At 52.6% G+C, this 8,181-nt stretch carries 6 protein-coding genes; all 6 read left to right on the top strand.

Annotated elements, in window-relative coordinates; genetic code table 11:
• Window positions 1-1,532: glucose-6-phosphate isomerase (gene pgi, locus ACVBEF_RS19430; protein WP_447125565.1), on the top strand; the 1,532-nt coding region annotated here is incomplete at its 5' end.
• 219 nt (window positions 1,533-1,751) lie between these two features.
• Window positions 1,752-3,224, top strand: a complete 1,473-nt coding sequence (gene zwf / locus ACVBEF_RS19425; RefSeq protein ID WP_447125564.1) for a glucose-6-phosphate dehydrogenase — start codon at window positions 1,752-1,754, stop codon at window positions 3,222-3,224.
• Between the two features lie 16 nt (window positions 3,225-3,240).
• A complete protein-coding gene (locus ACVBEF_RS19420) occupies window positions 3,241-4,095 on the top strand; it encodes an SIS domain-containing protein (RefSeq protein WP_447125566.1) in 855 nt (284 codons plus the stop codon).
• Between the two features lie 32 nt (window positions 4,096-4,127).
• Window positions 4,128-5,339 (top strand): AGE family epimerase/isomerase, encoded by a 1,212-nt coding sequence (locus ACVBEF_RS19415; protein WP_447125563.1) that lies wholly within the window; start codon window positions 4,128-4,130, stop codon window positions 5,337-5,339.
• Window positions 5,340-5,393: 54 nt separating this feature from the next.
• Window positions 5,394-6,344, top strand: a complete 951-nt coding sequence (locus ACVBEF_RS19410; protein WP_447125562.1) for a carbohydrate kinase family protein — start codon at window positions 5,394-5,396, stop codon at window positions 6,342-6,344.
• 455 nt (window positions 6,345-6,799) lie between these two features.
• Window positions 6,800-7,864 (top strand): porin, encoded by a 1,065-nt coding sequence (locus ACVBEF_RS19405; RefSeq protein ID WP_447125561.1) that lies wholly within the window; start codon window positions 6,800-6,802, stop codon window positions 7,862-7,864.
• Window positions 7,865-8,181: the final 317 nt, after the last annotated feature.

The raw sequence follows: 8,181 nt of genomic DNA, 5'->3' as shown, positions 1-8,181 counted from the left end.
GTTTATTTTTGGATTACGCCAAGAATACGCTCACAACCGAGACCATGTCTTTGCTGTTTAACCTGGCACGCGAACGTAAAGTCGAACAGCTGCGTGAAGCCATGTTTGCAGGCAAAAAAATCAATACTACCGAGCAGCGCGCAGTCCTGCACACGGCACTACGCGAACCTTGGCCGCCAGCGAGCGCCCCGCTCGTTCTGGACGGACAACACATTAACGCTGACATACATGCCGTACTCAAACAAATAGCGCAATTCACTGAAGCCGTGCGTTCTGAAGAATGGCGCGGCTATAGCGGCAAACCGATTACCGACATCGTCAATATCGGCATTGGCGGCTCTGACTTGGGACCGAAAATGGTGTGTCAGGCGCTGCGCCCGTTTCAGCATGCCCGCCTGACGATGCATTTTGTCTCCAACGTTGACGGCCATGATCTGGACGCAGTCCTGTCACAGGTCGATCCCGCCAGCACCCTGTTTGTGATCGCCTCCAAAACCTTTACCACGATGGAAACCATGATGAATGCGCATAGTGCGCGTCATTGGTTTTTGGGTCAGGCCGAAGGCGCGCAGAGCAGCGATCTGGCGTATCACTTTGTTGCGGTGTCCACCAATACTGAGGCAGTCAAGGCCTTTGGCATCGATCCGCACAACATGTTTCCGTTCTGGGATTGGGTTGGCGGTCGTTATTCAGTCTGGTCATCGATCGGTCTGTCGGTCGCGTTGGCGATCGGCGCTGCGCAATTCAGTGAATTTCTGGCTGGCGCGCATGCGATGGATAGCCACTTCCGCACGGCGCCATTGGAACAAAACATGCCCGTCATTCTGGCCTTGGTCGGCATCTGGCAGCGCAATATTTGCGGCAGCGCGTCGTTATCGATTGCGCCCTACCATCAGGATTTAGGCAATTTTCCGTCTTATTTGCAGCAACTTGAAATGGAAAGCAACGGCAAACGCGTCGCCATCGACGGCAGCCCGTTGGAGATTAAAACCTGTCCGGTGATCTGGGGCAATGTCGGCACCAACGGCCAGCACGCCTACTTTCAGCTCTTGCATCAGGGCAGCGATATAACGCCGGTGGATTTCATTGCTGCGTTGACGCCCAGCCACGATCTGCCGGACCATCAGGCGGCATTGCTGGCAAATTGTTTTGCGCAATCGGAAGCTTTTATGCGCGGCAAAACAGCGGATGAAGCACGCGCTGACATGCAGGGTAAAGGACTCTCCGCAATAGAGATCGACGCACTGGTGCCGCATCGGACCTTTCCGGGAAATCGTCCTAGCAATACCATCCTGATGCAAAAATTGACGCCAACGTCGCTCGGATCGTTGATAGCGCTATATGAGCAAAAAGTCTTTGTCCAGGGCGTCATCTGGGGCGTCAACAGTTTCGACCAATGGGGCGTCGAACTCGGCAAAGTGCTGGCGACGCATATACTCGACGAACTCAATGGCACAACGTCAGTCGATCAGCACGACAGTTCGACCAACGGTTTAATCGCCCGCGCACGCGTTGCGCTGATGGAGGCCTAGTGTGTTCATCAATGCGGGGGATTGACGTTTAAACTTAAGAAACTCCGTTCGTACTGAGTAGCCCACAGGGCGTATCGAAGTATACACATGCGTCGGTGATTCTTCGATACGGCACTTTGTGCCTACTCAGTCCGAACGGGCTTTATGGTGCTTCACAAACCTTATATATAAACACGTCCTGGTAGATGGATATTTCTTTAAATAAAACGGAAAAACATCATGGCTTTAGCAGAATTTAATCTGGCAATCTTTGGCGGCACTGGCGACCTCTCCATGCGCAAATTATTGCCAGCGATGTACTCGCGTGAGCGTGCCGATGATTTGCCGCCGAATGCGCGGATTTTATGTATCGGGCGGCAGGACATTTCGAATGAAGATTTTCTGCAACAAATCGATAACGATGCGCGGCCGCATATTTCGATGGAAGTCTTCGACGCCGCCATCTGGCAGCGCTTCTGCGCACGCGTCCATTACGTCTCTATGGATGCGACTGACGCGACTTCGTACAAGGCGCTGGTCAAAGCCATGCGGCCTGACCCGAAAGTCACCAACGTGTTTTATCTGGCGACACCACCGGCATTGTTTTCTAAAATCTGCCGTAATCTGTCGAGCTGCGGGCTGGCCACATCAAACTCGCGCGTCGTGCTGGAAAAGCCGCTCGGACGCGATCTCGCCAGCGCCAAACAAATCAACGCTGAAGTCGGCCAACTATTTTCTGAGTCGCAGATTTTCCGCATCGATCACTATCTCGGCAAAGAGACTGTACAAAACTTATTGGCGCTGCGCTTTGGCAACGTTTTGTTTGAGCCGCTGTGGAACCGCGAATGGATCTCCGACGTACAAATTACGATTGCCGAAGAACTGGGCGTAGGCAATCGGATGGGCTATTACGAAAGCTCGGGCGCTTTACGCGACATGCTACAAAACCATTTACTGCAATTGCTGTGCATCGTCGCCATGGAGCCGCCGGTGTCGATCACCTCTGACGCCGTGCGGGATGAAAAACTCAAAGTCCTGCGCTCACTCAAACGCTTTACGCCAGTCAGTCTTGCGCAAAACGTCGTGCGCGGCCAATACCGATCAGGGCACGTCAATGGCATCGCGGTGCCGGGCTATCGTAAAGAGCAGGACGCCGATCCGAGTTCACGCACCGAAACCTTCGTCGCCATCAAAACCGAAGTCGATACATGGCGCTGGGCGGGTGTGCCGTTTTATCTGCGCACCGGCAAGCGTATGGCAGATTCGCTGGCGGAAATCGTGATTCGTTTCAAGAAAATACCGCATTCAATTTTCACGCAACCGAACAGCAGCTTTGAAAATAATTGTCTCGTCATCCGCTTGCAGCCGGACGAAGGCTTGCATCTGAATCTGATGGCAAAAACCCCGGGCGACGGTATGCGTTTGAAGCCCGTCGAGCTAGAACTCAACTTCCGCGAAAGTTTTAAAGCACCGCGTATGGAAGCCTACGAGCGCCTGTTGCTCGATGTACTGCGCGGCCAGTTGACACTGTTCATGCGTAGCGATGAGCTCGAAGCCGCATGGGAATGGGTTGAGCCGATTCTGGAGTATTGGGAGCAAGAAGAAAACGAGCCGATTCCGTATAGCGCAGGCACCTGGGGCCCGGCAGCGGCCAGCGCCTTAATCGGGCGCGATGGCTTGCAGTGGCGCGAAGAAGCCTTGCCGGAAGTTTAGGAACATTATCGTGGCTATGCTCCTTGATGCAATTCGCACACACATCGACTCGCTCTCGAAGTCGGAGAAAAAAGTCGCCCTGACCATCCTCGATAATCCACAACTAGCATTGTCCGAGAACATCACCGCGCTGGCCAAAAATGCCCAAGTCTCAGAGCCGACCGTGGTGCGTTTTTGTCGCGCTGTCGGCTATGACGGCTGGCATGATTTCAAACTCAAACTGGCGCAAAGTCTGGCCGTGGCCTTGCCGGGCGCGAACGAAATGCTCGCGCCCGATGACATCGCTGTCGATCTCGTCAATAAAATTTGCAGCCGGTCGATTAACACCTTGCTGGACTTGCGCAATCATCTCAGCCCGGATGCGATTCAACGTGCGCTCGATGTTTTACTTAAAGCGAACAAGATTGAGTTCTACGGTCAGGGTACTTCCGGCATCGTGGCGGCGGACGCGCAGCATAAATTTTTCCGCTCCGGCGTGCCGACGGTGGCCTACTCAGACCCGCATATACACAGCATCGCAGCGTCGCTGTTACAGCCCGGCGATGCGGTCGTTGCCATCTCGCAACGGGGCGGCAATGCGGCGTTGTTGCGCAGCGTGCAGTTAGCCAAAAAAGGCGGGGCCGATATCATCGTGCTGGGGCCTAGCGGCACACCGCTAGCAGAACTGGCGACTGTGTTGGTACCGATCGATCTGAGTTTTAATACCGACCCTTACACCCCCATCTCGGCACGGCTTGCGCATCTGGTGGTGATTGATATTCTGGCGGTCGGACTGGCGCTTAAGCGTGGGCCGGAATTCCGTAAGAAAATGCAAAATGCGCAAAAAGCGCTGCAACAGTTTGACCTGCAGTTTGATTCGTTTTTTCGCTGATCAAAGCATAAAAAATAGAGACCGAGACAATGATGCAACAACCCTCCGAATGTCAAACCCCGGCTTTCCTGCACGCACAAATGCGGCGCGACATCGCTTTTTTTCATCCGCGCACGATCGATTCGTCTGGCGGATTTTTTCATTATCTGAACGATGACGGTAGTGTCTACGACGCTGCCAGCCGCCATTTGGTCAACAGCGCACGCATGGTGTTTTGCTACGCGCTGGCGTTTCGTCTGGATGGCAAAGAAGAATATCGGGATGCTGCACGGCATGGCTTGCGCTTCCTGGAAGAAAAACACAAACAACCAGAATACGGCGGCTATGCCTGGGTGCTGGAAAACGGCGTGCCGGTCGATCGTACCCAGCATTGTTATGGTCTGGCATTCGTTTTGTTAGCCCACGCCCACGCGCTCAGAATTGGCATTACCGAAGCCGCAGCGGGTGTGGAGGCAACATTTGCGCTCATGGAGCGCCTGTTCTGGTCCGAGGCCGATGGTTTGTATGCCGATGAAGCCACGCCCGACGGCGTCGTTTCGTCCTATCGCGGTCAGAACGCAAATATGCATACCTGCGAAGCGTTGATTGCGGCCTTTGAGGCAACCCAAGATAAACGCTATCTGCATCGCGCCGAACTATTGGCGCACAACATCACGCTACGTCAGGCCGCGCTCGGCGGTGGCTGGATTTGGGAGCATTATCACGCCGACTGGCAAGTCGATTGGGACTACAACCGCCACGACAGCAGCAATATGTTTCGCCCCTGGGGCTATCAACCCGGCCATATGGCCGAATGGTCGAAGTTGTTGCTGCTGCTCGATCGTCATAGCGCGCATCTGCAACACGACGGAGCCTGGCTAGTCCCCCGTGCGCAAGCCTTGTTTGATGTGACGATGCCGCTTGCGTGGGATGAGAAATTCGGCGGTTTGGTGTACGGACTCGCGCCGGACGGCACAGCCTGCGATGAAGACAAATATTTTTGGGTGCAGGCAGAGTCGCTAGCGACCGCGGCGCTGTTGGCGCAACGTACCGGCAACCCCGCCTATTGGGATTGGTATAACAAATTGTGGCAATACAGCGCGGACCATTTGATCGATCCGCAACAAGGTGGCTGGTATCGGATTTTGCATCGGGATAACCAGCGCTATGGAGCGGAAAAACCACCGCATGGCAAGACCGATTTCTATCATCCTATGGGTGCGTATCTGGAATCGCTGTATGCGGTTGGCTGTGCGCTGGCATAACCACAATCTGCGCATTGCACCATCAAACCTCACCATTTTGAATTCGAAAACATCATGACCCATCACCTCAATACAGCACCATACCCATTATTTATCAGTGCAGGCGAAGCCCTGACCGACATGATTCGCACCGACGGCGATCTATGGGTCAGCAAGACCGGCGGCGGGATCTGGAACGTCGCCCGGGCCATGGCCAGTCTTGGCGCTTCAACCGGATTTGCGGGTGCGATCAGTGAGGATTGGTTTGGCGATGCGCTGTTTGCGGCAAGTCGGGAAGCCGGTCTCGATCTGCGTTTTTTACAACGTGCAGCCCGTCCGCCATTACTGGCGATCGTCTTTGAAACCGCACCGCCGCAATATAACTTCATCGGTGATAACGCAGCCGACTTAGCCTTCGATCCGGCCCTATTGCCTGCCGGCTGGCAGAAGGCCGCGAAATGGGCGCATTTTGGTGGCATCAGCCTGACCCGTGCACCGCTCGCTGAAAAACTAATCGCTTTGGCCGAAGAGCTCAAAGAAGCTGGCGTACAGATTAGTTACGACCCGAACTTCCGCAATGTCATGACGCCGGAATATGATCCCGTGCTCAAACGCATGGCCCAGCTGGCCGACGTGATCAAAGTATCGGACGAAGATTTATGCGGACTATTTCGCACCGACGATCAACATGCCGCGCTGGCGACATTGCGTGGCTTTAATCCGGCTGCCGCCATACTTCTGACGCTAGGCGAGCAAGGTGCCGCGATGTTGGTTGGTGACCGGGAATGGCACGTCAAGCCGCCGGTCCTTGAGATTGTCGATACGGTGGGTGCAGGCGACGCCGGTATCGCTGGATTGATTTATGCGCTGATGCAAGAGTCACAGCAAACTTCGCCCACATTGTCTGAGATTGACTGGCTGCATCACCTCCGATTCTCGGTCGCGTGCGGCTCCGCCGCCTGCCTCAATGTCGGTGCCAAGCCACCGCAACTGGCGCAAGTGATGGCGTTAATTAATAGCATCTGACACTCTTCACTTCCCCCTCAGCAATATCTGGCAAACATTCGGCTCCCTCTGATGAGATTTTCTTATTCAATCAGAGGGCGGCTAAACGTCATCCATCTGAACACGTCACATTTCCGCCAGATATGTAATAAAGCTACTTGTAGTAAAAGTACAGAATATTCTGATTTATTAAGAAAACATGATCATTTAGGTCTCACTGATAACCTTTTCATTGGTATCGATCACCTTTTTATATTAGCAATTTCATAAGCAATATTAAATGTGCAGCTTTTTAGCAACACCAATATAGTAAAACTACACAAATAAAACAAAAATTACATAATTGCGTTTAAGATCACATTCAACAACAAAGCAAGTCACTATTGCAAGTATTTTGCAATGATAAGCGGCATGAATCTCGAGCTAAAAGACTCGAAAAACGGTGGTCAACACCATATTTATACTTAGGAGATGAAATGAGTAAATTAGTTTTAAAGCCACTCGCAGCAGCAGTCCTTCTGGCCGCCACTTGTGCCGGTGCGCAAGCCCAAACAAATGTCACTATTTACGGTCGTGTTGACGGCGGTATCAATTATCAAAGCAATCAATACAATGCCAGCACCAACCAACGTGGCGGCCAATGGGGCGTCGGCGGTAATGAGTGGGGCACTAGTATGTTTGGCTTCAAGGGTACTGAAGATCTGGGCGGCGGCTTGAAAGCTTTCTTTGTATTGGAAAATGGTTTTGATTCCAGCAACGGCCAACCTAATGGTGGCGGATCGAGAATCTGGTCACGTCGTTCCCTGGTTGGTTTAGAAGGTGGTTTAGGTACTATCAAATTCGGTCGTGACTTAGCCCTGCCTAGTGACGTTACCTGGTCGATTGACCCTACCGGCCAGCAAGCCTTGAGCAGTGCAACTTTGGTTAAAGGTCGTAACTGGCCAACGACTAGCAATCAAGTTCAATACATCTCACCAACAGTCGGCGGCTTCACAGCCCAAGGCGCATACGGTTTTGGTGAAGTTGCAGGCTCGACCAAAAAGAGCAGCAGTGGTGGTGTAGCGGTATCATTTAACCAAGCTAACTACTCACTCGTCGCAATGTACGACGTTGCTAACGATGGTATGGGTCAGTACTCTACTTTGTTCACCAACTCTAAAGAGTTGACATTGGGCGGTACGCTCACTATCGAAAAAGCCAAGCTGTTTGCTGGTTATGTGAATCTGTCGGCACCGCAAGATGTCACCACTGGCGCAACTAAAGCTAATCAATTCTGGCTTGGCGTGAACTATCAGTTGTCACCAGCGCTGACTCTGGTCGCTTCTGCGTATCACGTCAAACTGAACCAAAACATCGGTAGCGCTAACCTGTTTCAGATTGGCACTAACTACAGCTTGTCTAAGCGCACTCTGTTGTACACAAGCGTCGGTACTATTCGTAACGGCGCAAAAACCAACTTTCAAATTGAAACAGGTGACGGTACTGGTTTGACAGGCCAAAACCAAAACGCTTTCTACGCTGGTATCGCGCACTCGTTCTAAGCAGTACCCGGGTAATGTAGATTGCCGTGTCGCTTGAGCTCGGCACGGTAGTCTGCCTTATCTTTTACCTTGCCGATTAGTGGCATAGCAAGACGTCCCTGGGAAACTCCAGATTTGTGCCCATTCGAGTTTGAGTGGGCATTTTTTATGGGCGAACAGATTACACAGTCGGACTAAAGGCGACAACGCCCTACACCAGATGTTTTAATCCGGCATAAGACGTTTGGACAGAGGGATGACTGAGGAGGGAGAAACGGCAAAAAAAAGATCGATTCGTGCTTGTCCGTGGTACTCGGCATAGAACTACTGAGTCGGAG

Source organism: Glaciimonas sp. GG7 (assembly GCF_052976905.1).
This window is presented reverse-complemented; position numbering and strand designations above follow the sequence as displayed.

Excerpts from the sequence above, each read along its gene's own strand:
- zwf (WP_447125564.1), top strand. The coding sequence starts at position 1,752 with ATGGCTTTAGCAGAATTTAATCTGGCAATCTTTGGCGGCACTGGCGAC.
- ACVBEF_RS19420 (WP_447125566.1), top strand. The coding sequence starts at position 3,241 with ATGCTCCTTGATGCAATTCGCACACACATCGACTCGCTCTCGAAGTCG.
- ACVBEF_RS19415 (WP_447125563.1), top strand. The coding sequence starts at position 4,128 with ATGCAACAACCCTCCGAATGTCAAACCCCGGCTTTCCTGCACGCACAA.
- ACVBEF_RS19410 (WP_447125562.1), top strand. The coding sequence starts at position 5,394 with ATGACCCATCACCTCAATACAGCACCATACCCATTATTTATCAGTGCA.
- ACVBEF_RS19405 (WP_447125561.1), top strand. The coding sequence starts at position 6,800 with ATGAGTAAATTAGTTTTAAAGCCACTCGCAGCAGCAGTCCTTCTGGCC.